The sequence below is a fragment of the Streptomyces sp. AC550_RSS872 genome, from assembly GCF_019049285.1.
Taxonomy (GTDB): Bacteria; Actinomycetota; Actinomycetes; order Streptomycetales; family Streptomycetaceae; genus Streptomyces.
Map to the genome: position 1 here is coordinate 45362 of NZ_JAGMUL010000038.1, position 26504 is coordinate 71865.

27 protein-coding genes are annotated in these 26504 nt (G+C 69.2%); 25 read left to right on the forward strand and 2 right to left on the reverse strand.

Annotated features, from left to right (window positions below; translation table 11 throughout):
- The first annotated feature begins 40 nt into the window (after window positions 1-40).
- From KUM44_RS17760 to KUM44_RS17845, 19 genes are all read left to right on the forward strand, one after another.
- Window positions 41-832: a hypothetical protein gene (locus tag KUM44_RS17760; protein ID WP_217208894.1), complete on the forward strand. Its 792-nt coding sequence runs from the start codon at window positions 41-43 to the stop codon at window positions 830-832.
- A gap of 276 nt (window positions 833-1108) precedes the next feature.
- On the forward strand, window positions 1109-1537 hold the full coding sequence (locus KUM44_RS17765) for an RRQRL motif-containing zinc-binding protein (protein WP_217208895.1): 429 nt from the start codon (window positions 1109-1111) through the stop codon (window positions 1535-1537).
- A gap of 19 nt (window positions 1538-1556) precedes the next feature.
- On the forward strand, window positions 1557-1982 hold the full coding sequence (locus tag KUM44_RS17770; protein ID WP_217208896.1) for an NUDIX hydrolase: 426 nt from the start codon (window positions 1557-1559) through the stop codon (window positions 1980-1982).
- Window position 1983: 1 nt separating this feature from the next.
- Entirely contained in the window at window positions 1984-2274 is a 291-nt protein-coding gene (locus KUM44_RS17775; protein WP_217208897.1) for a hypothetical protein, read from the forward strand.
- 205 nt (window positions 2275-2479) lie between these two features.
- Window positions 2480-2725, forward strand: a complete 246-nt coding sequence (locus KUM44_RS17780; RefSeq protein ID WP_308402643.1) for a hypothetical protein — start codon at window positions 2480-2482, stop codon at window positions 2723-2725.
- 90 nt (window positions 2726-2815) lie between these two features.
- On the forward strand, window positions 2816-3493 hold the full coding sequence (locus tag KUM44_RS17785) for a GGDEF domain-containing protein (RefSeq protein ID WP_217208898.1): 678 nt from the start codon (window positions 2816-2818) through the stop codon (window positions 3491-3493).
- On the forward strand, window positions 3490-3951 hold the full coding sequence (locus tag KUM44_RS17790; RefSeq protein ID WP_217208900.1) for a hypothetical protein: 462 nt from the start codon (window positions 3490-3492) through the stop codon (window positions 3949-3951). The genes KUM44_RS17785 and KUM44_RS17790 overlap by 4 nt, the downstream gene beginning before the upstream one ends.
- Window positions 3948-4484, forward strand: a complete 537-nt coding sequence (locus tag KUM44_RS17795) for a WhiB family transcriptional regulator (protein WP_217208902.1) — start codon at window positions 3948-3950, stop codon at window positions 4482-4484. Before KUM44_RS17790 ends, KUM44_RS17795 begins: the two co-directional genes overlap by 4 nt.
- Before the next feature lie 8 nt (window positions 4485-4492).
- Complete coding sequence (locus KUM44_RS17800) at window positions 4493-5338, forward strand: histone-like nucleoid-structuring protein Lsr2 (RefSeq protein ID WP_217208903.1); 846 nt, start codon at window positions 4493-4495, stop codon at window positions 5336-5338.
- 2 nt (window positions 5339-5340) lie between these two features.
- Window positions 5341-5841 carry a hypothetical protein gene (locus tag KUM44_RS17805; protein WP_217208905.1) on the forward strand — a complete coding sequence of 167 codons (501 nt, stop codon included), beginning with the start codon at window positions 5341-5343 and terminating at the stop codon, window positions 5839-5841.
- 252 nt (window positions 5842-6093) lie between these two features.
- Complete coding sequence (locus KUM44_RS17810; protein ID WP_217208906.1) at window positions 6094-6321, forward strand: hypothetical protein; 228 nt, start codon at window positions 6094-6096, stop codon at window positions 6319-6321.
- A complete protein-coding gene (dnaN, locus tag KUM44_RS17815) occupies window positions 6318-7436 on the forward strand; it encodes a DNA polymerase III subunit beta (RefSeq protein WP_217208908.1) in 1119 nt (372 codons plus the stop codon). Before KUM44_RS17810 ends, dnaN begins: the two co-directional genes overlap by 4 nt.
- 24 nt (window positions 7437-7460) lie before the next feature.
- Window positions 7461-7634: a hypothetical protein gene (locus KUM44_RS17820; RefSeq protein ID WP_217208910.1), complete on the forward strand. Its 174-nt coding sequence runs from the start codon at window positions 7461-7463 to the stop codon at window positions 7632-7634.
- 38 nt (window positions 7635-7672) lie between these two features.
- Window positions 7673-7912, forward strand: coding sequence for a hypothetical protein (locus tag KUM44_RS17825; RefSeq protein ID WP_217208911.1), 240 nt, complete (start codon window positions 7673-7675; stop codon window positions 7910-7912).
- Between the two features lie 82 nt (window positions 7913-7994).
- Window positions 7995-8324, forward strand: a complete 330-nt coding sequence (locus KUM44_RS17830; RefSeq protein ID WP_217208912.1) for a hypothetical protein — start codon at window positions 7995-7997, stop codon at window positions 8322-8324.
- A gap of 270 nt (window positions 8325-8594) precedes the next feature.
- Window positions 8595-9086, forward strand: coding sequence for a hypothetical protein (locus KUM44_RS45485; protein ID WP_254389664.1), 492 nt, complete (start codon window positions 8595-8597; stop codon window positions 9084-9086).
- Between the two features lie 482 nt (window positions 9087-9568).
- Complete coding sequence (locus KUM44_RS45490; protein ID WP_254389665.1) at window positions 9569-9874, forward strand: tyrosine-type recombinase/integrase; 306 nt, start codon at window positions 9569-9571, stop codon at window positions 9872-9874.
- Window positions 9871-12336, forward strand: a complete 2466-nt coding sequence (locus KUM44_RS17840) for a site-specific integrase (RefSeq protein ID WP_217208913.1) — start codon at window positions 9871-9873, stop codon at window positions 12334-12336. The genes KUM44_RS45490 and KUM44_RS17840 overlap by 4 nt, the downstream gene beginning before the upstream one ends.
- 127 nt (window positions 12337-12463) lie before the next feature.
- The gene (locus KUM44_RS17845; RefSeq protein WP_217208914.1) at window positions 12464-13738 is read left to right on the forward strand and encodes a helix-turn-helix domain-containing protein; all 1275 of its coding nucleotides are present in this window, start codon (window positions 12464-12466) and stop codon (window positions 13736-13738) included.
- A gap of 558 nt (window positions 13739-14296) precedes the next feature.
- Here KUM44_RS17845 and KUM44_RS17850 read toward each other — a convergent pair.
- A complete protein-coding gene (locus tag KUM44_RS17850; protein WP_217208915.1) occupies window positions 14297-14839 on the reverse strand; it encodes a hypothetical protein in 543 nt (180 codons plus the stop codon).
- Window positions 14840-15474: 635 nt separating this feature from the next.
- Between KUM44_RS17850 and KUM44_RS47205 the strand changes: the two genes are divergently transcribed.
- The 4 genes from KUM44_RS47205 (at window position 15475) to KUM44_RS17870 (ending at window position 21436) form a co-directional block, all read left to right on the forward strand.
- Window positions 15475-18459, forward strand: a complete 2985-nt coding sequence (locus KUM44_RS47205) for a CHAT domain-containing protein (protein WP_217208917.1) — start codon at window positions 15475-15477, stop codon at window positions 18457-18459.
- Between the two features lie 3 nt (window positions 18460-18462).
- Window positions 18463-18903, forward strand: a complete 441-nt coding sequence (locus tag KUM44_RS17860; RefSeq protein WP_217208919.1) for a hypothetical protein — start codon at window positions 18463-18465, stop codon at window positions 18901-18903.
- Window positions 18897-19829, forward strand: coding sequence for a hypothetical protein (locus tag KUM44_RS17865; protein WP_217208922.1), 933 nt, complete (start codon window positions 18897-18899; stop codon window positions 19827-19829). The genes KUM44_RS17860 and KUM44_RS17865 overlap by 7 nt, the downstream gene beginning before the upstream one ends.
- A gap of 62 nt (window positions 19830-19891) precedes the next feature.
- Window positions 19892-21436 carry a type VII secretion system-associated protein gene (locus KUM44_RS17870; RefSeq protein ID WP_217208924.1) on the forward strand — a complete coding sequence of 515 codons (1545 nt, stop codon included), beginning with the start codon at window positions 19892-19894 and terminating at the stop codon, window positions 21434-21436.
- Between the two features lie 217 nt (window positions 21437-21653).
- On the opposite strand, the gene KUM44_RS17875 is transcribed toward KUM44_RS17870, so the two are convergent.
- A complete protein-coding gene (locus KUM44_RS17875) occupies window positions 21654-22508 on the reverse strand; it encodes a TnsA-like heteromeric transposase endonuclease subunit (protein WP_308402645.1) in 855 nt (284 codons plus the stop codon).
- Between the two features lie 1393 nt (window positions 22509-23901).
- On the opposite strand from KUM44_RS17875, the gene KUM44_RS17880 reads away from it, so the two are divergent.
- Both KUM44_RS17880 and KUM44_RS17885 read left to right on the forward strand, forming a co-directional pair.
- Complete coding sequence (locus tag KUM44_RS17880) at window positions 23902-25164, forward strand: ParA family protein (RefSeq protein WP_217208926.1); 1263 nt, start codon at window positions 23902-23904, stop codon at window positions 25162-25164.
- A gap of 137 nt (window positions 25165-25301) precedes the next feature.
- On the forward strand, window positions 25302-26252 hold the full coding sequence (locus KUM44_RS17885) for a ParB/RepB/Spo0J family partition protein (RefSeq protein ID WP_374202046.1): 951 nt from the start codon (window positions 25302-25304) through the stop codon (window positions 26250-26252).
- Window positions 26253-26504 lie beyond the last annotated feature (252 nt).

The window sequence follows — 26504 nt, forward strand, 5'->3', positions numbered from 1 at the left end:
CTGTCCATCACACGAACCCGAGCGAGGGAGTCGCCCCGCCATGCAGTCCGACGACAAGCCTGTCAACGGCCAGCACAACCCGAGCTACCTCGACCTGCTCAACCAGGCGCCCGAGCCGCCGGTCATCGACCTGGACACGGAGCCCAGCAAGAAGCGCTTCGCCAGGGTCCGCGCCGGGTGGGACGCCTCCTGGGAGCAGGGCGGCTTCCTGTACGAGCGGTGGGAGGACGTCCGGAACGCGCCCGACGCCGGATGGCACGGCATGGCCAACTGGATCAAGGCCGTCGCCGCCATCGTCGTGTTCTCGTTCGTCGTCCTGCTCTTCAACGGCGCCGTCGACGTCCTGCTGGACGCCGCGCACCGCATACTGACCGCCGTGCCGAACGTCCAGGTCGGCGACAACACCTCCACCGGCGTGTGGGCCACGATCGACAACCCGGTCCGCTCCTACATCGCCGCCCACTCCGCCGGCCTGCCAATCAGCGCCTCCACCGTCTACACCCTGTGGCAGGTGACCGGCCTGTTCTCCCTGATCGGCGGGTTCATCACCCGCAGCACCGGGGTTCGGCTGACGTGGCTGGCATGGGGCTGCGCGGGTATCGCGATGGTCTGGACGACGACTCCGGACACCTCGCGCACCGTCGCCACCGCCATCGCCGTCCTCGCCTGGACGTTCGCGTCGGCCTTCGCCCTGCGCGGGCTGAACCTGCGCCCGCGGGTCTTCTCCACCGTGCACACCGGCGCCCCGCAGATCACGGTCCAGCCGCAGATCCGCGTTCCGGCCCAGCCCGACGGCCCCGCCCCGGACAACGTCCGCCAGCTGGGCCGCTGATCCGGTCGCTCCGCCTGGCCACCGGCCGCCGTCGCCCGTACTCCGGGCGGCCGGCTGTCCGGTGACCGGGCAGGCCGACCGGCCTGAGCTCCACCCGCGCCCGCCGCCCCGCAACGAGGGGTGGCGGGCGCTTGAACGTCCACGCCACCGACGACATGGAGGGTTCATCGTGCTCATCCCCCGGCCCCGCCGCAGGATCGGCCGCCCCCGCCCCACCATTCCCGGCCCCCGTTACCCGGTCCCCCAGCGCCGACTTCCCGGCACCTGGAGCAGGTGATGGCCGACCAGGACCAGGACCTGGTCGACGTCGACCCGAACGACCCCGGCGACGGCTCCTTACCGGTCTTCCGGTGGAAGCAGGCCGGGCGCGAGAACCTCGCGACCCGCCGCCAGCTGCGGGAGATGGGACTGCGCCCCGGCGGCCAGGAGCCCGTCGCCCGGATCGAATGCCGCGGCGGCAAGCGCTTCGCGTGGCTGTACCGGATCGACCTGGCGAAGCCGAAGTTCGCGATGACGCTCGCGAAGGAAGCCGCGCTCGACAAGGCGATGGCTGCTCGCCAGACGTGTCCTGGCCCCTGTGGCCGGCGCTATTTCCACTGCCTGCCTCTGAAGGCCCTGGGGTCCTGCTTGGAGTGCTTCGACGGCACGCCCGCAGACCCCGCCTCCTACATCGCTCCCCCGGCCAAGCACCTGCTGGCCGCCTGATCCGAGAGGACACCAGCTCATGACGACCGACACCACCGACAGCACCGACGAGGCGATTCGCTACACCGCCGACGTCGTCCTGTTCGCCGCCGGCCACGTGCTGCTGATCGAGCGGGGCTGGGAGCCGTACGAGGGCTACTGGGCGCTGCCCGGCGGTCATGTGGACGTCGGAGAGACGAGCGTTGTCGCCGCTGCGCGCGAACTCGAGGAGGAGGCTGGTATCGCTGTTCCGGTCGCGGACCTTCGGCAGGTAGGTGCCTTCGACGACCCCGGCCGCGACCCGCGCGGTCGGTACGTCAGCGTCGCCTACACGGCCACTCTGCCCGCGCCCGTTCCGCCGACGGCCGGAGACGACGCCACGGCCGCCCGCTGGTGGCCCCTGGACGCGCTCCCCCACCTCGCGTTCGATCACGCCGACGTCCTCACGGCCGCAGCGGCCCGCTGAAGTGACCGCCCGCCACCTGCGCGCCGCCCTGCTGCTCGCCGCCGCCGTTCCGCTCGCTGCGGCGACGGCCGCCGCCGCGCTCAGGGCCAGCAACCTCAAGCTCTACGCCGACCGGCACCGCATCGAGATCACCGCTCGGCCCCGACCGGGCTGCCCGCGCTGCCACGGCGAGGGCGGCTGGTGGGTCGGCGGTGCCTTCCCGGAGATGGAGGCGTGCGGCTGCTGGTCCGACCGGCGCGAGCTGCGTATCCGGCTCCTGCCCGTACCGGCCTGGAACGAGCCGCCGTTCTGAGCACCACCGCCCCCGGCCGGAGACCGGCCGGGGGCGAAGGGACCACGGGGCGTCCGCAGCATCGGCAAGAGGCCGGCCGCCCCGCACCCCACCCCGAATCCGAGATGAGGAGCACACCCAGCATGACCGATCGCCTCCGCGCCATCGAGGGCCTGGCCCTGGTCGCCGCCCTGACCGCCGAGTCCACGGTTTGGGGGACCAGTTCGTGCAGCGAGAGCACGACGCACTGACCAAGGGCATGCACGGTTCCCACCCGGTCTCGCACGAGGTCTACGACGCGGCACGCGCCGCGCGCGAGGCCGGACTCGAGATCCCCCACGACCGGCCGGACGGCTGGGGAGCCTGCGGCTACCGGCCCGGCTGGGAGCTCAACTGGACGACCGCGACCGCCGGCCAATGGAACAACCCGTACAGCTGGACCCGCGCCGACGACGGCGACTTCGAGCTGTAGCTACGCCCCGGGACAGCCGCTCTGCTTGGCGGCTTCGACGGCTGTCCCGGGCCCACCCCACCCGTACAAGACGAGAGGGAGATCCCCAGTATGGACTCCGTCCTGCGCTTACACGCCCGGAAAGGGCAGCGCGCCCTCCTGATCACCACCGCTGCCGTGCCGCTGGCTGGCTGGACCGTGCACGCCGTCGCGCTGCACAGGCGGCTCGCCGCCGCGAAGCGCGACCCGCTCACCGGGCTGCTCAGGCGCGACGCGTACACCGCCCGGGCCCGGCAGGTCCTGCGCCGCCACGGCGACGACACCGCCGTGGTCCTGGTCGACCAGGACCACTTCAAGGACATCAACGACACGCACGGGCACGCCGCTGGCGACCGTGTGCTGGTCGCGACCGCGCAGCGGCTCACCGCCTGGGCGGGCAGCCGCGGCGTGGTCGGCCGGCTCGGGGGAGACGAGTTCGCGCTCGCCGTACGGATCGGCCAGGCGCGGCGCCGCCTGCGCCTGGACCAGCTCACCGCCGCGCTCGCCCAGCCCGTCGACATCGGCGACGGCCGCCTGGTCGACGTCGCCGTCTCCATCGGAGCCGCCACTCCCGACCGGATCGGCACCACCGACCTCGAGGTGCTGCAGCGGGCCGCCGACGCCGCCATGTACGACGGCAAGCACACCGGGCGCGCGGTCCTCGCCGACCGCTCCCACGCCACCGTGCCGTCCGTCAACGGCCGGCGCGCCGGACGCCCGGGCACCGCGAGCCTCGGAGCGGCCGCATGACCACCCCGAAGCTGTATGCCCCGGACTTCATCCGCGGCATCACCGTCAAGCAGCCCTGGACGGCGTGCATCCTCCACGGCGACAAACGCGTGGAGAACCGGCCCCGCGCCTGGGCGCCGGGCTGGCGCCTGCTGCACTCCGGTGCCCAGAAGACCATGGACCGGGCCGCTCTGCGCGACCCGCTCGTGGCCCGCACGATCCGCGGCCACGAGCTGCACTTCAGCGCCGTTCTCGGAGTCGTCCGCATCACCGGCTCCCACACCGACGACGGCGACCCGTGCAGCCCGTGGGCACAGCGCGGTTGCTCCCACCTGGTCCTGGACGACGTCCACGCCCTCCCGCTGCCCGTGCCCTGCGCCGGGGCGCTCGGACCGTGGCGCGTCCCGCTCGATGTCTTCGAGCAGGTCCTCCTCCAACTCCCCCACCTGAACGAGCTGTTCCCGGAGGCCACGTCATGAGCCGTCCCGGCGTCGGTCAGCCGACCGCGTACCTCGACCCCGACCCGCGCTTCCCCTTCCCCCACAGCCCCACCCCGACCCGGTGTCAGACCGAGCCGCAGATGTTCGACTTCACCAACGGCGACCGTGCTGGCGAGACCCGGGCGGCCACGGAGAAGCGGCTGGAGAAGGCCCGCAAGGCGTGCTCCGGCTGCCCCATCGTCCAGGACTGCCTGAAGTGGGCGCTGGTCAACAAGCCGGTCACACGGTTCGGCATCTGGGCGGCCACCACCCCCGGCCAGCGCACCGCCCTGCGCAAGCGCATGGCCGACCGGCTCGGGCCGGACTGGATCGACGTCCTCGCCCGTCAGGACCAGGCCCGCCGTGAGCAGGCCGCCGCCGCCCGGCACACCCCGCTGACCGTGGACCAGGCGCGCATCGTCCGGCTGGACCGGCAGGTGAACGGGCCGATGCCGACGCACCGGCTGATCAGCCCCGAGCTCCAGCAGCGCAACCGCACCCGGCTCATGGCCGGCCTCAAGGCCGCGTCGTAGGAGCCGCGATGTTCACCGACTGGCAGGAGGCACTCGATGCCGAGGGCCTGCCCCTCAACCCGACGACGACCGAGCAGGAAGCCGCCGCGGCCCGGGTGACCGCCCGCAAGGCCCGCAGCAAGGAGGACCTGGTCCTCCTCCTGGACGCCCTCGGTCTGCCCGGCGACGACGACACCCTCACCACCCTGCTCCCCCTCCTCCCCGACCACGCAGGAGAAACCGGCATGACCGAGCGCACCCTCAACGCGACCGAAGCGACCGCGCTGTCCATGTACTACGACGGCACGGACACCGCCGCCATCGCGGACGCCACCGGCCTGTCCGAGGACGAGATCACCGCCCTCGCGGAAGCCAACGACCCGCCGCGCACCCCGGCCGCCGCCGACGCCGACGACACGGCGGCCGTCGACGCCAACGAGGACGCGGACAGCGACCCCGGCGACTCCGTGGAGCAGCTGCTCGCCTGGGCTGAGGCCCACCCGACGGCGGGCATCCGCGGCATGGCCGCCCGGGTCCGGGGCGACCTCGCCGAACTGGCCGCCCGGCGCGCCGTCGACGACGCGCAGCGGAAGGCCGAACAGCGCGTCGCCACCCTCCAGGCCGAGCTGGAGAAGACCCAGGAGGAACTGCGCGCCGTCATGGCCGGCACCCACCCCGCCAACGCCACGGCTACGGTCGCACCCACCCCGATCCGGCCGGGACTCGGCAGCGGACGTACCAAGGAGGAGCTCGCCGACATCCGGACCTGGGCGCGCGCCAACGGCTACCGGGTCGCGGACAAGGGCATGGTCGCGAAGAAGATCCTGGACGCGTACGACGCCGCCCAGTCGGCTCCGGCCGCGAAGGCGAGCTGACCATGGGCGCCGCCGACGCAATCGCTCTGGACGGCTTCCTGGACGAAGAGACGGTGCCCGGCCTGCACGGCACGAGCACCCGGTTCCGCATCTTCGTCTCCCCGACGGACGAGCGCACGGACGAGATGGTCCTGCCCTGCACGGTGACCGACCCGGTCATGGCGGCCGCCGTGCTGAACGACCTGGTCCCCGGCGACAAGGTCCGCGTCACCGGCTACTTCCGGGTGCCCCGCACCCCGGACGAGCCGATGTGGCTGGCCGTCACCGCGCTCGAACTTCTGCAGACCGCACCGCAGCCCACCCACCCCGACCCCGACACCGGCGAGGCCATCACGGCGATGCTGGAGCGCTACGGCCCGTACGTCTGCTTCATCGACGCCGACACGGACGAGGTGCCGGTGTGGACGGAGACCGGCGCCTGGGTCGGCGTCGCCGACACCCCCGCCGACATCGCAGAGCTGCTCGACTCCCACGAGCAGCGCCACGGCGTCGGCGGCGACTAGCCGGAGGCCCGTTGTGCCGATCCGGCCCGAGAACGTGCTCCGCTACCCGCCCGACTGGCCCGAGATCAGCTTGGCCATCAAGGAACGGGCCGGGTGGCAGTGCGAATGCCAGGGCGAATGCGGCCGGGGCACCCACCCCGGCCGCTGCCCCAACGTTCACCAGGGCGATGCGTACGGCACCGGCAGCATCGTCTTCCTCACCACCGCCCACCTCGATCACCCGAGAACGTCGACCCCGCGAATCTGCGCGCGATGTGCCAGGGCTGCCACCTGCACCTGGACGCCGGACACCACGCCGTCACCCGCGCCCAGACCCGCGCCCGGGCCCTCGCCGACGCCGGACAACTCGCCGTCGACGTCGGCCTGGCCGCCACCCCGGTCATGCCGCCCACCCGGCCGCAGACCCCGCGCACCGTCCCGGCCCAGGACACCGAACAGCTCCTCCTGGATCTCCCCGCACCCGAAGGGACCCGCCCGTGAAGCTCACCATCGAACAGACCGACCTCGCCGCGGCTGTCGGCTACGCCGCCCGCAGCCTCCCCGCCCGCCCGCCGGTCCCCGTCCTCGCCGGCATCCTCCTGGACGCCCAGCACGAGCGGCTGCGCGTCAGCGCCTTCGACTACGAAGTGTCCGCCGACACCGCCGTCCCCGCCACCGTCACCGAGAACGGCCGCGCCCTGATCTCGGGACGTCTGCTGTCCGACATCGTCTCCACCGTCCGCGGCACCGTGAGCCTCGAACTCCACGGCCCCCGCATGCTGCTCAAGGCCGGATCCGCCCGCTTCACCCTGGCCACCCTGCCCCTGGAGGAGTACCCCGCCCTCCCCGACCCCGGCGCCACCGTGGGTACCCTCGCCGGTCCCGCCTTCGCCGAAGCCGTCGCCCAGGTCGCGTGCGCGGTCAGCAAGGACCAGGCACTTCCGGTCCTCACCGGCATCGGACTGCGCCACGACAAGAAGGCCGGCACCCTCACCCTCTACACCACCGACCGCTACCGGTTCGCCGTCCGCACCCTCGCGTGGAAGGACGCCGACCTGCCCGACTGCACCGCCGTGATCCCCGCCGGGGCCCTGCAGGACGCCAGCAAGGCATCCGCCGACGACACCACCATCGACCTCGCCCTGCCCACCGCCAACTCGGGCCTGCTCACCGTGCGCGGCGCACACCACACCAGCACCATCCGCGCCCTGGAAGGCGAACTCCCCAAGTACGAGACGCTCTTTCCCACGGAGTTCGAGCACGAGGCCACCGTGGAGATCGCCGCGCTCAAGGCGGCCGTCCAGCGCGTCGCCCTCGTCTCCACCAAGAAGGAGGCGCCGATCAGGCTCACCTTCGGCGGCGACGGCACCCTCGTACTGGAAGGCGGCACCAGCGTCGACGCCCAGGCCGTCGACAACGTCACCACCACCCTCGAGGGCGGCGAGCTGAGCATCGCCTTCAACCCCTCCTTCCTGATCGACGGCCTCAACGCCCTGGGCACGCAGTCCGTCCAGTTCCAGTTCACCTCGCCCACCAAGCCCGCCGTCCTGCGCGGCCACGACAGCGACGACCAGGCGCTGCGCTACTGCCTCATGCCGGTCCGCCTCACCGGCTGACCCACCCGGAACGGAGGCGTCCCGATGCCCGACACCCCGCGCACCGTCCTGGAGCGCTTCCCCGCCGGCGGCCCCCGCGGCTCCTGGCCCGCAGAGGAGTACGCCGAACAGCAGCGCTCCCAGGGCCAGCCCGCCCGGGTCGTCATGGACCTCCCCTCGGACACCTTCCTCGGCGTGACCGACATCCCCACCGACTGATCCGACCCCACCCATCCCTGCACACAGGAAGGCCACCCGTGCGCATCAAGATCTCGATCGACCCGCTCCACGCCGACGGCACCCTCTGCACCCACGCGATCAAGCCGTCCGGCAAGCCCCGCGACCCCGACTCCGGCTGCACCGGCCGCCGCAGCTACCAGGTCGTGTGCAGCGAGCACGGCAACGTGGGCGAGCCTCACGGCCTGCGCGTCCTCGCCGAACCCGCCCAGCGCGCGCACCGCGACGAACACAAGAGGGCCCCCGCGGCCACCGCCTGACCGCCGCTCAACCCCCTCAGCGCCCGGGGCGGCCGTCGACCTCGAGTCCGGCCACCCCGGCGCCCAGACAGGAAGGACATCTGTGCCCCAGACCCGCCCCACCGTCGTCGTCCTGTGCGGCTCCACCACCTACTGGGATGAGCTCGCCGAAGCCAACCTCTACGAGACCGCCGCCGGCCGCATCGTCCTCGCCCCCGGATGCAACCTCAAGCGCCCCCACCCCCTGTGGGCCGACCAGCAGCAGGCCGACCGGCTCAAGCAGGTGCTGGACACCCTCCACCTGCGGAAGATCGACATGGCGGACGAGGTCCTGGTCGTCAACCCCGGCGGCTACATTGGCGCCAGCACCGCCCGCGAGATCGACTACGCGCGCAGCCTCGGCAAGCCCATCCGGTACACAGAGCAGCTGTGACCGACTCCCAGGAGACACCCATGGACCCGGCTGGCCCGGTCACGCCGCTCCCCCCGGGCCTCCGACGCCCAGACCGCCCTCGTCTGTGACGAACCCGCCTGGCCGTACCGGTCGGCGTGCGCTGCTGGCGGGGGCATCGCCCACCTTCGGCTGTGGTGGGCCTGAGAGCACGGGCACGTCGCGAACGTCACCGAGACCGGCCTGGGCACGTTGACTGAACTAAGGACGGTGTTTTCGCAGGTCAGGGTATGTTCCTGCTAGCTTCCCGGAATGGTTGATCTACAGGGTCCCGAGAGGGATCTGGCAAGTCTTGTCCTGCCCGAAATCGGTCGGCTGGTTGCGACGGGTGATCCGTGGGAGCCGTACCGGCTGCTCGATCCGGCCGACAGGCCGGTGGAGCCGGTGGCGGTGTACTTCGCGGATCTGCAGGCGGCCGGCAAGCCCGCGACCACGATCAGATCCTTCGGCATGGACCTGCTGCGCTGGTGGCGCGTCCTCTGGGTCCTGGATGTGCAGTGGGACCGTGTGTCCCGGGTGGAGGCCCGGGACTTCGCCCGGTGGATGCAGATCGCGGACAAGCCGGTCCGGGTCCACTGGCGCCACCGCGGCAAGGAAACGATCGCCGCGGCTCGGAAGCCGGGCAGTCCGGCGCCGGGAACGCCGAACCCGGTGACCGGCAAGCCGACGCCGGGCAAGAAGTACGCGCCCTCCACGCGCGCACAGCGAGACGGTGCTGCGGATCTTCTACGACTTCCACCTTGACCTGGGGACCGGACCGATCGTCAACCCGTTCCCGCTCGACCGCTTCCGCCGGGCGGCCCGGGCCAACGCCCACCACAACCCACGGGATGCCTTCGCGAACGAACAAAAAGGCCGCTACCGGCCCACCGTCCCGAAGCGAATACCGCGGCGGATCCCGGACGAGAAGTTCAACGAGCTCTTCGCCGCGCTGAAGTGCAACCGGGACCGCGCCCTGCTGGCGTTCTGGGTCTCCACCGGAGCCCGTGCCGAGGAACTCCTCACTGGTCGGCAGGCCGACGCCGACCCCGGCCAGCAGCTCACGGCTGTGATCCGCAACGGCACCCGCGAGGTCCAGCGCCTTCCCGCCTCGCCGGACGCCTTCGTCTGGCTACGGCTCTACCAGGAAGAGGCACGGCGCGACGGGCTGCCCCGAGGGCGTCATCTGCCGTTGTGGGACCCTGCGGCGACCCTGGCGGCCCCTGAACTACCACGCGGCCCGGGCGATGCTGAATCGCGCCAACGGTCTTCTGGACGCCAACTGGTCGCTTCACGACCTCCGTCACACCGCGTCCTACCGCATGGCCCGCGATCCCGAACTCCCGCTGACCGACGTGCAATGGGTCCTCGGTCACCGGCTCATCACCACGACACAGATTTACCTGCCGTCCAGCGAGGACGAGGTGATCACCAACGTCCTGGCACACCACGCCCGCCAGGCCCGCAGGCGGGAGAACCCACCGCCGCAGCCGGTCGCGCCCGGCTACGACCCCGCCGCGCTCACCAACCTCTTCGGGCGGCCCGTCTCATGACGACGAGCGTCGAGTCGGAGGTTCTGTCGAAGAGGGCGGTGTCCCTTGAAGGTTCGGCGGCGGCCGCGCTGCGCGAGAAGTACCCCGAGCGCGAGGTGCCCGGCACATGGGCGGCCAGCCGCGACACCCGCGAACAGGTCTTGGACCGCCTCGCGGGCCCGCCCCACCGGCCCGCGCAGGAAGCGGCGGCATGGGCCCGCATCCGTGGCGCGCGACGGGTCCTGGAGTGGCTGGAGGGCTTCCCCGGTGCCAGCTGGCAGCAGAGATGGAACGCCAGCTCGGCCGGCACCGGCCCTTACGAAATGCTCGCGGACATCCGCACCTGGTCGAAGAAGGCCGGGCTGCGGAGTGTTCCGGACAAGGAGATCAACATCGGGACGACCGCGCTGGTCTGCGCGGATGTGGTGCGTCCGTCTCCCGAGTGGTTGCTCGCGCGACACGTCCGGACTCTGCGGACGGTGATGATGGAGGTCCGCGATCCCGCCGGGTTCGCCCGTCTGGAAGGCACCGTCCCGCCCGACTTGTGGTCATCCAAGAGCGGACGCGGCGCCCACGGCATGATCGCCGTTCTCCTGGCCGCGAAGGGCGGCTACATCCAGGACCTCACCTTCGGCGACATGCTCGCCCTGCGGCCGGCCACCTGGATCACCGGGAGACGCTCGCTGAACCTGGCCTACTCCTGGCTGCGGAATGCGGGCGTGGTCCCGTTCGAAGGGCCGGCGACGCTGCGGGACGTCGAAGTACGGGCCGGGCAGGTCAGCGCCGACCGGCTGGTCGACCGCTACCAGCTGAAGTGCCGGCCCGTCCGCGACCTGATCGTGGACTACCTGACCGAGCGGCAGCCGTCCCTCGACTACGGGTCCTTGGTGGGGCTGTCGCGGATGCTCGCCTCCCAGTTCTGGGCCGACCTCGAGCGGCACCACCCGGGCATCGACTCCCTGGACCTGGCCCCGGATGTCGCGGCGGCCTGGAAGGCCCGACTGGCCACCAAGACCATGCGCACCCGGCAGCCCGACGGAACCGTCATCGAGGTGACCAGTCCCCGCAGCAGCGCTACCTACGTGCTGATGAGCATCCGCGCGTTCTACCTCGACCTCGCCCAGTGGGCGGTCGATGAACCCGGACGCTGGGGGCCGTGGGCCGTCCGATGCCCGATCAAGGCGGCCGAGATCTCCACGAAGAAGCTGGAGCGGCAGCAGAAGGCCCGGATGGACCAGCGCACGCGGGAGCGGCTGCCGGTGCTGCCCGTGCTGGTGAGGACCGCGGACCAGCGGCTCAAGGAGGCCACGATCCGTCTTAAGGCCGTTCTCGCCGCACCGGCCGGCTCCCGCTTCACCGCCCTCGGAGTGACCTACACCAAGGCGCGGTCGTCGACGTGGGCCGACCCGAACCGCACGACCACCGTCTATCCCGAGCAGGGCAAACGGCTCGACCTGCGGATGTCGGAGAACCGGGCTTTCTGGTCCTGGGCGGCGATCGAGGTCCTGCGCCACACCGGCATCAGGATCGAGGAGTTGTTGGAACTGAGCCATCACAGCATCGTTCAGTACAGGCTGCCGACGACCGGCGAGATCGTTCCCCTCCTCCAGATCGCCCCGTCGAAGACGGACGAGGAGCGGATGCTGCTGGTCACCCCGGACCTGGCGGACGTCCTCAGCGCGATCGTCTCCCGTGTCCGTGACAGCAGCGGCGCCATTCCCCTGGTCGCGAGTTACGACACGATCGAGAAGACGTGGAACCCGCCGATGCCGCTTCTCTTCCAGTGGTTTTCGAACGGGGAGAACCGGGCCCTGTCGCCCGGTCTGCTCCGCAAAGCGATCGGCCAGACGCTGACCGGGGCCGGGCTGACCGACAACACCGGTCAGCCGCTCCACATTCAGCCGCACGACTTCCGCAGGATCTTCATCACCGACGCCGTCCTGAACGGTCTGCCACCCCACATCGCCCAGGTCATCGCAGGTCACCGCAGTATCGGCACCACGATGGGCTACAACACGGTCTACCCGGCCCAAGTGATCGAGGCACACAGGGCGTTCATCGCCCGCCGGCGCAACCTTCGGCCGAGCGAAGAATACCGAGTGCCGACATCGGAAGAGTGGGACTCCTTCCTCGCCCACTTCGAACGGCGCAAGCTGTCGCTCGGCATCTGCGGCCGGGCCTTTGGAACCGACTGCATTCATGAACACGCGTGTGTCAGATGTTCCATGCTCCGGGTTGACCCTGAGGAACGGCCCCGTCTGGAGGAGATCCGCGACAACCTCGTCGCCCGGATCGCCGAGGCCGAACGAGAGGGATGGCTCGGCGAAGTCGACGGCCTCAGCGTCAGCCTCGCCGCGGCTGAGGAGAAACTCACCCAACTCGATGCCGAACACGCCCGCGCGTCGGCAGTGGTCCACCTCGGCCTGCCGAGCTTCAGCCGGATCGCGGCCCGATCCAGTGAGGCGGATGACCCGTCTCCCTGACCCACCGTGAGGCCGACGCGAAGGAAGTACGGAAATCGGTATGCGCAGGTTGTGACGATGGTCCTAGTCTCGGTACGGGAGTTCCGAGTTGGGGACACCCGTTGGAATGCACAGTGAGGATCCGCGCGTGATCTCGATCTACTTGTCTCCGAGCAACCCCCGCTGGACCCCGAAGACCGAGGCCGACCTCCAGGCCGCGATCACTGGCGGTCTCATCGGGGAGAAGCACTACTTCGACGCCAAGGAGATGCTCGCCACGAAGGGCGACAACAAGGAGTTGGCGCGCGACCTGTCGTCCTTCGCCATCGACGGCGGCACGATGATCGTCGGGCTGGCCGAGGACAAGCAGAACGGCACCTTCAGCCTCTCGCCCCAGCCGCTGCAGGGACTCCCCGAGAAGGTCGAGCAGGTCGCCCACTCCATTCCTGACCCTCCCCTGGTGATCCTCACCGACCCCATCAAGTCGGACGCCGATCCCACCCAGGGATACCTCCTCGTTCACATCCCGGCCAGCCCGCTGGCCCCGCACATGGTCGACGGGCGCTACTACGGACGCGGCGACAAGACCAAGCGGACCCTGCCCGACTCCGAGGTCTTCCGGCTTCACGAACGACGCCGGAACGCTGAGCAGGATGCGCTCGCCCTGCTCCGGCAGGAGATCGACAACGACCCGATGCACGACATCGGGAAGCAGTCCCACTTCTTCCTCGTCGCCCAGCCCCTCGCCGCCCCGCGGGACATGCTCCTGGCCCTCACCACGGGCCCGAAGTGGAACATGCAGCTCACCGAGTTCATCAACAAGGCCTACACCCCCGACGTCAACACACGCCTCAACGACGTCCCCGAGGCCTACCCGAAGCTCACCGACGCGGAGGGCGGCTATCGGCGCAGCGGAGGAGCGGCCCGGGCGACCCGCAATCTCGGCGAGGGCCGAATCTTCACCCCGGACCCGGGGGCCTACCACGACGAAAACGCGCTCGAACTGCAGGTCTTCGAGAACGGCGGTATTCGGCTCTTCTCCAGCCGCCTCTCTGAGCAGATCGAGGGAGCAGAGACGGAGGATCACTTCCTCTACGATCCCATCGCGGTGAGCAACACTCGCCGCTTCCTTGCCCTCGTGCGTGAGGCCGCGGCGACATCCGGTTACATGGGCAACTGGGCCCTCGCTGTGGGCGTCACGAGGCTTCGCGGACGCCGTCCCTACACCAGCGTTCCGCAGAACCAGCGCTGGCTTTCCGGCCCGCAGAACCGCTACGACCGGGACACCTACGAGCAGGCCACGGAGACAACCTGGGCCGAACTCAACGAGACTCCCGGAGCCGTCACTCGCCGCCTCATCGGCTCCTTCCTGCGAACCCTCGCAGTCGAGGAGTACTACGACACCGCGCTGAACGACGACTGACTCGAACCCAAGAGGCCCCTCAGCCGCCCGAGAAGGGCGGCTGAGGGGCCTCTTGTTAGTTCAGAGAAGGAGCCTCCACCACGAACAGCGCCGGGGAGATCTGGGACGAGCTCACCGCCCGCTTCCCCGGCCCGCTGGTTCTGCTGGAGCACTGGCCCGCCGGCGACGGCGCCGACCACGATCGCCTTTGACCAGGTCGGCCTTCCAGGCCGACCTGGTCAAAGGCCCCCGCCAACCCCGCCCACGACCTCTGCCAGGCCTGGATGCAGGCGTACGGACACGACCTGCTCGCGATCTCCCAGCCCACCGCGTAGCCAGCGCGGGCACCTGTCAAAAGGCCCTGTCCCCATCCGTGCTCACGCCGGATGGGGACAGGGCCTTTTGCGTTCCAGCCGTCGTATCAGGCTGGCTGCTGCTCCTGTTGGGTCAGCTCCTGCATCAGTGCGCCGTACGCGGGGCACTGCTCACGCAGAAGCGACACCCAGAAACGAGCGCCCTTCACGAAGTCGTCGGTGGTCATCTTCCTTTGCAGGTGCTGAACGATGTAGATGGGGTCGTCTACGGCAGTCGGCGCGCCTGTCCGTCAGCCTCGTTCTGCGGCGGCCGCTCGGTGTTCTGAGCCTCCGAGGTATTAACGGCGCTAACGGTCGACGCTGCAGCGGTGCCTGACGCCGATACGTCCTCGGGGGTATTAACGGCGTTAACGGTAGAGGCATCGCTGACTTCTTCCGCCCCAAGCGTGCGCCGCTGGCGTGGGGCCTTGGTGGCCGCGATAGCCTTCCTCGCCTCGCCCGCCTGTTTCTCCCTGGGGAGCCGACCGATCCGGCGAGCCGGCTCCACCTTCAATTCGCCAGTCTCCACCTGCTCCTGGAGCTCGGGCGTGAGTTCCAGCAGTGCCAGGCGCTGCGACACCCATGCAGGGGTCTTGCCAAGCCTCCTGGCCACCTCACCCTGTGAACCGTGGATCTGCACGAGCTCCTGGATGGCTTTCGCCTGGTCCCTGGGAGGGAGGTCCACGCGGTGGATGTTGGCGATCAGCGCGGATTCGACGATGTCCGCTGCTGTCGCAGCGAGGTCGTCGTCGAACATCTCCACGTCCATCAGCCGCGCGTCCTCGCCACAGCCAACCGCACCCACACCGCCACCACCGAACGGGAGATCAACCGATGATCCGCCGCATGCTCCGCCGCTGCGGCGACTCCCCCAAGGACTAGGCCGTCGCCGACGCGTTCCGCGTGATGCTCGCCGCCCGCAAGAACTCGCGGGCCTGGGCCCCGGGCGGTTGCCGATCCAGCTGAGCAGAAGAGTGGCAAATGTGTGGAGGCAGACAGGGAGTATGCCGGCGTGGCCAGGTCACCGGCCTGATGCCACCGATCGCGGGTGGCTGTCGCACAGGGCGTGGGGAGAACACTGGGTGGCCGGTCGGGATGATGAGTTTCAGCCAGGTGCCCGACATCCTGGGCGGACGTTGTCCGGGATCCGGCCTCGTGAACCCGCGCGCCGCCGGTAGCGTCGTGCTGGGCATGACTCGTATCCGGCGTCGGCCGGTGACGCTGCCATCGGTCGGACCCGCCGACGACTCATGAGGAACCGAACGGGGGAGCATGACCGGCACCGACTACGCGCAGCACTTCGATTGTGGCGTGCGGGCCCTTGCAGCGTACGCGCGCGGGGGCAGTCCTGAAGAGGCTGATGTCGCGCAAAGAGCCTTCACATACGCCCTTCGCTCTGTTCCTGTGGATCTTCCGGAGCCCGAGCGTGACCGTTACCGGGCTGCAGCTCTCGGAAACCTGGCCGGGGTCTGGTATGCGCGGGGCGAGCGCACCGGTGCCGTGCACGCGGTGCACCAGGCGATGCGCCACCTGATCGAAGCGTTCCCGCTGTGCGACGAGGAAGCGGGGGCGAACCTGGCGTCGATCTTCAGTCTCTGTCAACGCCTGCTGCCGAAGCACGATCTTGGCGAACTCGCCGAAGCCCTCAACCTGCTGCGGGAATTGAAGGAACACGGTGTCACTCGAAGTGACGCCCTGAACCTCGACGTCACGGTCACTCTCCTCTTCACGCACCAGGAGCGGCTGCGCAGAGGTGAGCATGAGGGGGACCGCCTTGCCCTGGCGGAGACCGCCGAGGAGGCGGCGCGGATCGCAGTAGAGCAGGACCGGGACGACGCCGCAGGATTCCTCAAGACCGCCGCCGTGAACTTCCTGGCCCTGGTCGATCAACCTGGTGAGAGATACGCCCGGAAGGCCCTGGACCTGGCAGCGGACGCCCTCGCCCGCTGTGAGCCGGGATCGGACGATCACCACCTGTATTCCTTCGACTGGGCGCTGACCGCGCTGATGTGCCTGAGCAAGAACGAGAACCTACCCGACGCGCAGGTCGAGCGCATGCTGCCGCTCCTGCACGAGGACGTGCGCCAGAGGGGGGTCTCCGACGCCGGTTCCCGTTTCCCGGGACTTGTGACGTCGCTGCTGGTGGAGTGGTGGGAGGCCAGCGGCAGAACGGACCGGCGTGCGGCACGGGCGGCTCTCGCGCACGCCGAGGCGGAATTCGCGACGCTCACCGAGGACAGCCCTCGTCTGGTGCCCGCCCTCCATACGATCGGGATCCTGCTGCAGCATCAGTATGACGAGGAGACCGGTTCCTTGGCCGATCTGCGGCAGGCCGCCGTTTGCTTCCAGCGCATCACCGAGCTGTCCGCCCCGGGATCGCCCGACCACCGCGACGCAGCAGCACACCTGACGGCATGCCGTCTCGCGTCCCCGGGTGACAGCCCCGGCCTGGACTTGGTGCATCCCGACGACTTCGAAGAGCCGGATCCCCAGGCCGACCCGACGGAGGTGATAGCCGCAGCCCAGGGCCTACTAAACAGCGCGCGGGGCGTCTTCGAGGAGGAATTCGTCGCGCGTGCGCTCACCGTGCTGGACCGGCTGGGGGCCGGGGACGGCCTGGGTCCCGCCATGGCCGCGGACCACGCACTGGTCCTGACGTCCGCGCTGCTGAGGCAGTTGCGTCACCAGCCCCACTCGCTGGCGCTCGGGCGTGCGATGGACGTCCTCGAGCGGGCAACCGCGGCACAGCCGGAAAGCGGCGCTCGACGTGCGGTGCTGATGGCGAAGATCGCCGACTGCTGGCATGCGCGGTACGACAGCAGCGGCAGCCCGCTCGATCTGGAAGAAGCGATCGAACTGGCCCGCGGCGCGCGGGACATGCTGCAAGCAGGGGGACGCTACCACCGGGACAGCACCCGGCAGCTGGGCCGTCTGCTCCTCATCCAGGACAGACGCTCGGAGGAAGGGCTGCGGTTGATCCGCGAATGGGCTCTTGCCGACCCCGCGGGCTCCGCGGAGGCCGTCGCCGACTGGTCCCGCAGTGCAGCCGGCACGGGCGCGTGGGAGGAGGCGTCGACGGCTGCGCAGATCGCTCTGCGTCAGGCCCTGGCCGGTCTGGAGGACACCGGCGGCAGTCTGGAGGATCGTCTCGCGCGCATCCATGACGCCGAGGTCATCGCGGTCCAGGCCGCCCTCTGCGCGGTCCACGCTAGTGACTTGGGAACGGCGCTGCGCAGTCTGGAAACAGTAGGTTCCCCACGTGCCTCGGGGCCAGGCGAGAATCCCGATCTGCAGCCACCTCCCAAGGGATGCGTCGTCGTCCACCTGTGTGCCATGGGCGGGGAGAACGTCCTCGCTCTGAGCATGGACGCAGCAGGCCGGACCGAGGCCCTGTGGCTCCCCGTCCCCAGCAAGGACGTGGTCAGCCAGGCTGGCCTCTCGGGACTCGCCCAGGGCGACAACCCAGACCCCGCCTGGTACCGGCAGACCGCGGACGTACTCGCCGGCTGGGCGGGCGAGCATCTGGTGAAACCCGTGCTGGAGAAGTGGCCCACCTCCTGGCTCTGTGTGATTCCGCACGGCACACATCTCCAATCGCTGCCTCTGCATGCCGCGTGGTGGCCGGACCCCACCCGGCCGGAGGGACGACGCCATGTCCTGGACGCGGTACTGGTCACCACCGCAAGCGGAGCCAAGCGGCCGACCGCGGGCGAACCGCATCCCGATGAGCCGGGCAGCATCCTCGCGGTCGCCGATCCCGAGCCCATGCGCGAACAGCCGCTGCCCGGGGCCCGCCGCGAGGCCGAAGGAGCTGTACTCCACTTCGCCCGCTCCACGCTGCTGACAGGCACCGACGCGCGCCGCAACGCGGTCCTCGCCGCCCTCCCGGGAGCCGACGTCGTCCATCTGGCCACCCACGGCCGCACCGACGCGTTCCGTCCCCTCGTCAGCGAGCTGGTCCTTGCCGACAACGAGACACTCAGCATGGCCGAGCTGCTGGAGCAACCTCTGTCGGGCACCCGCCTGCTGGTGCTCTCCGCGTGCTCCCTCGGCCAGGGAGGAATCTTCTTCATTGGGCCCCGCCCGACAGGCTCGCTGGTACAGGCCCTGCTGCGCACAGGTGTGGGCGGTGTCGTGAGCAGCATGTGGCGGGCACCTGACGAGAGCAGCAGCCTGTTGATCGACCGCTTCTACCAGCTGTGGCGCTCCGGCTCCTACCCGCACCCCGCCGAGGCACTGCGCAAGGCCCAGCTGTGGCTCCGCGACGTCACCAACAGCGAACTGGGCGGCACGCCACCCGCCTCACCGGCGGCGCGACGCTTCTGGGAGACAACCCGCCCATATCAACATCCCGTCCACTGGGCGGCGTTCAGCTATGCGGGAATGTGAGAGATGACGTCCACCAACGAGTCCGAGGAATCCATCGAGTTCGACGAGAGAATCCTCGAATGCGCGCGGGCCGTCCGTGCCGAGCTTCCCCGGCTAATCAGCCCGCTCGCCGCCGAGCACAGACAAGAACTGGACACACGTCTGGCTCAGGCCCTGGCCCGCCCCGGCGACACCGGCACCGTCGAGCGGATCTTGGCGGTTCTGCAGAGCGAACCGGAACTCCGCACCTGGGCAGCCTACTTCCTAGAGACCGGCAACCCGCCCCGGTACACCGAGCGGGGGGACTACCAGCCACTGCCCGGCTCCGGCGAGGCGGTCCAGGCCACCCGATTCTCCTGCCCCGAGCGCGACTTCGCCTGGTACCGGGCCTTCCTCGACGAGCCCCCGCCCCGCTGCCCGACCCACGGCCACTCCCTCGTACGGGAGGACCCCCCGTCGTGCTGAACCGCTTCCTGGACGCGGTGGCGGGCCGCCTGGCCAAGGAATGGCTTGTGGTCAGCACCCAGGCGCTGGTCTTCTGGGCAGGCGGCTTCGCCGTCCTGGCCTGGGACACCGGCCGTTCCCCCATCGACCGCCTGCGCGCACTCACACTAGGCACTCAAACCCTCGTCGTGGCAGCGGCACTGCTCGCCGTCGTGCTGTCCGGGGTCGCCGTCCGTCGGCTGACCCCTGCCGCCCTGACCTTCCTGGAGGGATACGGGTGGCCCGGCCAACTGCGGCGCTACGGGACAACACGTCAGGAAGCCCGCCGGCACCGGCTGCGGGAACGCTGGGAGCGACTGCGCGCCGCTCTGGAAGACGCGGCGGAGCCCGTCGCCCCGGACACGTACGACGCCTTCGTACGCACCGATGCCGCCCTGCGGCGCATCCCCGGTGCCCCCGAACGGCAACTGCCCACCTGGGTCGGCAACACCCTGCGCACGGCAGAACTGCGGCCCTACCAGAAATACGGCCTGGACGCAGTGAAATGCTGGCCCCACCTGTGGTTGGTGCTGCCCGCAGAGGTCCGTGACCAGATCGCCCGGGCCCGCGCCGAGCTGGACTCCGCGGTCTCCGCGCTGATCTGGTCCGCCGGATTCATCGTCTGGACACCATGGGCCGGATGGGCGGCGCCTGTGGCAGCCGTGGCCGCGGCGGCGGTGTACCGCGGGGCTCTGCGCGCCCCGTGCGCGGCGCTCGCGGACCTCCTGGAGGCGTCGTACGACCTGCATCGCACCGCCCTGTACACGGCACTGCGATGGCCCCTGCCCACGAACCCGGCGCACGAGCGTGAGTCGGGCAAGCTCCTCACCGCCTATCTGTGGCGGGGCTCGGACGCGCCGATACCCGTCTTCACCCCACCACCCGACGCACCGGAGTGTCATCGATGACCGAGGAGACGTCACCGTCCCAGAGGAACCAGCGGGGAGCCCGTACACCGGAGGAATTCGCCTTGTTCCACACGAGCGTGCTGCGCGAACTCGGCGACCACACCCAGGCGGACACCCTGCTGCACCAGCTGGCTCAGTCCCCGAACCCGCGCACTCTGAGCTCCGTGGGCGAGAGCCTGCTGCGGCAGGGACGCCCGGAGGAGGCTGCGCAGGTACTGCGCGAAGCCCTGCGCCTGGCCGGTGACGAAGCACCCTCTGCCAAGACCGTCACCAACTTGGGCGTCGCACTGCTCATGTCGAACCGGGTGGACGAGGCCGAGGCCGTTCTTCACCGAGGCGCCGAGCTAGGCAGCCCCCTCGCGGCCGCCAACCTGGCCGACCTTCTCCTGCAGCGCGATGACTACCAGGGCGCCGAACGCCTCTGGGCGAAAGCTGTCGAGACAGGGCACCTCGCCTCCGTCCTCAATTTCGCCACCTTCCTGCACGACAACGGGCGCCATCACGAGGCACACGACCGGCTGCGCACGGAGGCCGAGAACGGCGAACTGCTGGCCGCCGCACTGCTGGGCTCCTTCCTGGCGGAAGAGACACCCGCGCAGGACCTGCCGGCCGCACGGCACTGGCTCACCATGGCGGCACGCTCGGGCGACACCGACAGCGAACTGGGGCTGGGGCGGCTGCTGATCTCGACCGGTGACCGCGAACAGGCCCGGCGATGGCTCACCCGAGCTGCCGAGAAGCTCGACAGACAGGGAAAACCCGACAACGGCATGGGGCAAGGGGGCACTCCACTGCAGGGCGGGAGCGACTACTTCATGATGCGGACACCCGAGCCTTCCGGCTCCTCGCCATCAGCGCAGGCCGCGCACCTCCTGGGCCAGCTTCACCGTAAGGATGGCAACAACGAGGAGGGCCTGCGCTGGATGCGCCTGGCCGCCCGGGCTCGCGTGCCGGAGGCCACTCTGCTGCTCATGAACCTCAACGATGAGGAATCCCGGAACGACGAGGACACGATGTGGGCCGGGCTCACCGAGGCCGAACCCGGAGTCGCACACCAACAGGACCCCGCGACCGCGTCCGACGGGAGCGGCCCGCCCTTGCCGGACGCGATCCGGAAGGGACGGTGGTACGTACTGCCGGAGCAAGGCCTCGCACTCCGGGGGCTATCCGGAAACCGGGATCTGCCCATGGACCTGATGGTCGGCGGGTGGCCGCTCGACGAGGACGGGCGCTGCGGGCCGTTCGAACCCAATCCGCGCTACGTGCCGGACAGCGCGGCGAAGCCGACCGACCCGATACACGCGCTGCTGCGCCTCCTCGTCAAGGGCCATGCCTCCGTCGACCGGCTCCTCGCGCTGCTGCGCCACACCATCCTCGAGGTCGCCTACGACGAACAAGGCCGACCGCGCCTGGTAAACGCCCCGAACGGGGCGCTGTGTCTGCCAGTCGTCACCGCGGCCCTCCACACACGGCGCCTGCCCCCCGCTCGCTGGGAGCGCGTACTGGGGAGGGAGCTGCCGGAGGTTGCGCCCGCCGGCGTGGACATCCTGCTCAACCCCGGTGACAGAGCACAGGTCCTCCTGTTCACCAAGGGACTGAGCCGCTGACGGAAGACCGGTTCAGGCTCTTCCGCTTGCACGAACAAGCCCACCCGATACAGTCCGATCTGCAATCCCTCTACGATGCGCGGTTCGCCAAGACCCACTCTGAGTACGAACAGGACCTGCGGTGCCTGGCCCGTGAAGGATCAGAGCTCTATCTGAGGCTGTTCACTCCCCCGGCTGTGGGCACCACCAGCGCATACACTCTGCCGGACTTGCTCCGTCACGAGGCGCGGATACGGCAGAGGCCGCCGGTCCTCCCGGTCACTGACAGCAAAGCCCGCGAACCCAGTGCTCTGGCCGGCCGTATACGACCTGCCGGTAGGCGGCGATCCCAACCTCTACGAAGCTTGCCCCTCAATGCGGAAGTTCGGGCGGAAGGCGACCACACAGGACCGGTGCCAGCCGCGATGCGGGACGTCTGCGGCACCCGCCTCTTCCCGGTCACCGGCCAACTCCGTTGGCCAAGTGCACGATCGCGTGCGGACCCAGCAACTCGACCGTCATCTCCGCGGAAGTCAGATCCTGGATCCAGAGGAGGTGGAACAGCACCGGCAGCGTCAACAGCCCGATCCCCGGCGGCGTCCGCCCCCACCATGAGAGGTCCCGGGGCTGCGAAGACCTTCCGGAGCCGGGCAGCCGCCGGGTGGTGCAGACACCGTGGGTGCCGGTAGCGCGACAGCCACCGGACATTGGCGAGCAGCACCGCGTCCGGCACCCCCAGCCGCTCGATCCTCCACCCGGCTTCGGCGCAGTACAGACGCGTCACCTCGAACGCCTCGGCGTCCTTCGGCTCGATCCGATCGTCCGCACGAACATCGACGACCACCGCCGAGCCGTCCGCTCGGCGCACGAAGTAGTCCGGGGCGTGCCGACGCTCCCGCTCGCCGTCATGCCAGTGCAGCCAGAACGGCTGCGAGCCGATGCCCACCAAGTGCGGATCGAAGTCCAGCAGCAGCAATCGGTCCTGCTCCAGCCAAGACTCAAAGCCGACTGCCGCCCGGTCGTCGCCGCCCAGTACCAGCCCGGGAAGTGACGCCCACCGCGCGACCAGCGAAACGTACGCACGGATCGACATCCTCGAACCGGCCCGTCACAGTCCCGTAGCGGACGCCGACGACGCCCGTGCACCGCGTCGACGTACGACAACTCGACGCACGGACCTGCCTGATCCACCCCAGCCGGTACAGCCATCCAGCACCCCCAGTCGCGCGACTAGGTTCGCTGAGACAGAAGCCCGAACGACTCGGTTCGTTGAGAAAACGACTCGATTGAGTGAGACAGGACAGTGACCGTTCACCCCGTTAAGAAGGCACTCGAGGGCGCGCCGCGGGTGATTACGCCGTAATCGCCCTGCGAGTTCGTACTCATCCCCCGAGCCAGCCCATGATGTTCGGGAGTGATTACGACGTAATCACGATGTTGGGGATGAGCACTGAGCTAAAGCATTCCTGCGGTGCTGCCTGCGCCACTGGTCGAACTAGGACGCGTGTGGTTCATCGCGGCAAAGATCAGCTCGCGTTCGGCAGGGGCTCGCCCACGTCGGGGTGCATGAAGCGACAGCTGGCGGTCGGGCGGCCCGTGAAGAAGGAAACTCGACGGCTGCCTCGCAGGGTGATTACGTCGTAATCACCCTACGCTCTGGTACATCAGCCACGAACGTCTGCCATCACGTCGTCCGGCCTCTGATGCCCGGGACTGATTACGACGTAATCACTCTGTCGGAACGGGCAGTTCACTGAGGGGGTGCGCAGCTCATGTCCGCTGGCCAACGCTCACCTCTCCCTCGCCGTCCTGGCAGCTGTCCAGGTACCGCAGGCTGAGCAAGTCGACGCACCCATTGAGGTCACAGAACCAGCCACCCTGCGGCGCGGCGTGATTACGGCGTAATCAGCTCATTGGGAGAGAGGGAACCTCACCCGCCTAGCCAGTGACGCAACTCTCGGCGCGATAGCCGCGGCGCGCGGGGCAGGTGGCGTGGAGTGGCGACGGCACCCCGCGTTGCAACCGCAGCGGCCAGGACGTCGGGCGAGCTGGTCAGCGCCCGGTGCGGGACTACGCGCTGCGCGCGAGGCGTTTCTTGTCCGGCTGTGAGCGGTGCAACCGGCTTGCCGACCGTGGCCGCCTCGGCGTAGACCCGGTGCCTCTCCCCTCTGGTGGCGGGTTTACAGAGGTCCACATCCAGTGGGCCCGGCCTGGTTGCTGTTGGAGAGGAACTGGAGGATGCGAGGCTCGTTCGTGCGGAGACGGAGTTGAGATCGGAGGGCGGGACGCCGCCTTGTCATTCGGCCGACGGTCTTGACCAGTACAGCTTCGTGGCATGGACCGCGCTGCCGACCGGGCGTGCTGCTGGGGCGGGGTGACTACGAAACCACCCCAAGGATGCAGCGGGGTGTGAGACACACCCACAAATAGTCGAAACTAACGTGTCGATGCAGCAATTGATCATGGACGTTAGTATGGTGTCTCTCATGACTTCGCCAGCCACGCCCGGCGACCGCGAGAAGGTCGTCTCCAAACTGCCGGCTTGGCTCCGGCAGCACCTCAAAGTCAGAGCCGCCCAGCATGGCATCGAGATCCAGGCCGCGGTCGAACAAGGGATCAGGGACTGGTGCCACCTGGCCGCCACCACCGCCACCGTCGACACCTCCGGCGCCGACTCCTTCTCCACCTTCCTACCGCCCGGCCAGTGGGAGGAGTTCCGCGAGATCTGCACCGACCGACGGGTCTCTCTCATCCAGGGCCTTGCCCAGTCCGTGCAGTTGTGGCTCGACTCCAACCCTGCCCCGGACGTGGCCCGGCCCGAGATCACCCGCCGCTTCATCGTCTGCAACCAGAAAGGCGGCGTCGGCAAGACTGCCATCACGGCTGGGCTCGGCGAAGCACTCGCCGAAAACCCCAACGCCCTGCACGCCGTACGCGTCGCCAAAGCCCTCACCAAGGCACTGCGCGCAAGCGAGACCCACGCAGAAGAAGAGCGAGAAGCCGACCCGCTCGACATTGAGAACCTGCCCGGCCCCGGCCTGCAAGTCCTGCTCGTCGACTTCGACCCGCAATGCCACCTCACCAACCAGCTCGGTGCCGCACCCCTGCCGCTGACCGGCGACAGCCTCACCAACCACATGGCGGGCGACCCCAAGGGTGACCTGCGTGATCTCATCGTCTCCGTCGACGACGACCACTTCAGCGGCAGGCTCCATCTCCTACCCGCATGCAACGACGCCTTCCTGCTTGACGTACGCCTGTCCGCGGTACGGGCCCGGGAAGCCGCCCTCGAGCGGGCACTCGCCCCGCTCGAAGCTGATTACGACGTAATCATCGTCGACTGCCCGCCCAGCCTCGGCCTCAGCATGGACGCCGCCGTCTACTACGGCCGACGACGCGACGGCGAGAAGCCCGGACAGTCCGGCGCCCTGATCGTCGTCCAGGCCGAAGACAGCTCCGCAGACGCCTACGAACTGCTCACCACACAGATCGACGACCTGCGCGGCGACCTCCAGGTCGACATCGACTACCTCGGCATCGTCGTCAACCTCTACGACTCCCGCCGCGGCTACATCGCAACCTCCTCACTCCAAGGGTGGGTCGACATAAAGGATCCGAGAGTTGTGGGACTCATCGGAGACCTCAAGGAACAGAAGGAAGCCGTCCGAGTGAAGATGCCCCTGTTGTCGTACGCGCCCAAATCACAGCAGGCGATCGGCATGCGTGCACTTGCCAGGGAGGTGCTGTGAGCAAGGCCGACCAGCTGGGCGCCGGCCGCTTCGGCGGGGGAGTGCGACCTGTCAGCGCTCGCCGTCAAGCCGTCGCCGCCGCAACCGGGGTCCCTACCCAGGGAGTCGCCCCGCCAACAGAGCTGCCTCCACACTGCGTGAGCCTCAACCCTGACAATCCCCGATCCACCCTCGGGGACCTCACCGACCTCGCGGGCAGCCTGAAAACGCACGGCCAGAAGCAAGCGATCACGGTCATGAACCGCGACGCCTACATCAAGGCCAACCCGGACCGCGAAGCTGACCTCGAACCGGAGACCACCCACGTCGTCATCGACGGCAGCAGCCGACTGGCCGCCGCCCGCGAAGCAGGCCTGCTCGGGATCAAGGTAATGGTCAGCGACGACCAAGGATCCACCTCCGAAGAACTACTCGAATCCGCACTCGTCGCCAACATCCACCGCCAAGACCTCGAGGAACTCGACGAAGCACGCGCCCTGCAACGCCTCCTGGCCATCCATAAAAGCCAGAGAGCACTGGCCAAGAGGCTCCACCGCTCCCAAGGATGGGTGTCGCAACGGCTCGCCCTGCTCAACCTCAAACCCGAACTCCAGGCCCTCATCGGCGAAGAACCCATCGATCTGCTGCGCGCAGTCGGCAATAAGCCGCACGCCGAGCAAGAAGCCGCCCTGAATGAGCTGAAGGCGGAACGAACCACCAAAGAGGCGAAGAAGGTAGGGCCCCAGCCGCACGGAATGTCACACAAGTCTGCTGCGCCTGAGGAGCGGGCCACGAGTGATGACCGTGATTACGGCGTAATCACAGGAGGTTCAACGCCAGAGACGGCCGGTTCCCACACAACGACTGCGACTGCGGAGGATGAATCACCCGCCAACCAAGCAGGGGCGGTCACGCCTTCAGTTCCCGTCCAGACCGCCGCAGCTGAGGCAGCCGCTAGCGTACGAGAGCAGCAACTAAAGCGATTCCCCTACCAGGACGGCGCGGAGGCGGCATGGTTTCTGATCCAGAAGATGCCGCCAGAAGAGTTCGACAAGATGCTGGACCTTCTCATCAAGCACAGGGACAGCCAGGCCGCTACTACCGGGTGATCCCCCACGCAAGCTAGTCACGAAGTAGCGGCATCGGCCGACGGGAGCTGGTTTCCCCAACTTGGGAAACCAGCTCCCGTCGTGTGCAGCATTCGGATGACGCCGTAGAGGGCTCGCATCACCCCCGCCCTTTGCTCAGGCCGGGCTACTGACCTTCAAAGCGTGGTGTCGGTATGGGCTGACGGTCCATGATCCCTGCGGTATGCCGACTGCATGAGGTATGCGCAAGGGGGCGGGCTGACCGACGAACGG